The following is a 447-nucleotide window of genomic DNA, read 5'->3' as shown; positions in this document are numbered from 1 at the left end:
CTCCATGAACTGCCTGACCGAGGCACTCGGCCTTTCCCTGCCGGGCAATGGTTCTTATCTGGCTACCCACGTAGGCCGCAAAGAATTATTCCTAGAAGCAGGCCGCATGATTGTCGAAATCACCAAACGCTATTACGAGCAAGACGACGAAACCGTTTTGCCGCGCAGCATTGCCAACAAAAAAGCATTTGAAAACGCCATGACCATGGACATCGCCATGGGCGGCTCTACCAATACCATTTTGCACCTGTTGGCCGTTGCCAACGAAGCCGGTGTCGATTTCAAAATGGCTGACATCGACCGCCTGAGCCGCGTTGTACCTTGTATCTGCAAAACCGCGCCAAACAACCACGACTACTACATGGAAGACGTGCATCGCGCCGGCGGCATTTTCGCCATCCTGAAAGAATTGGACAAAGCAGGCAAACTGCACACCGACGTGTACAC

At 53.0% G+C, this 447-nt stretch carries 1 protein-coding gene; it reads left to right on the top strand.

Annotated features, from left to right (window positions below):
- Positions 1-447, top strand: a 447-nt coding sequence (locus ACTHUR_RS20880; RefSeq protein WP_440400716.1) for a dihydroxy-acid dehydratase domain-containing protein, incomplete at both ends; no start/stop codon positions are given.

Source organism: Neisseria sp. P0021.S007, assembly GCF_051956855.1.
Note: the sequence above shows the minus strand (reverse complement) of the source record. Positions and strands in the feature narration are given on the sequence as shown.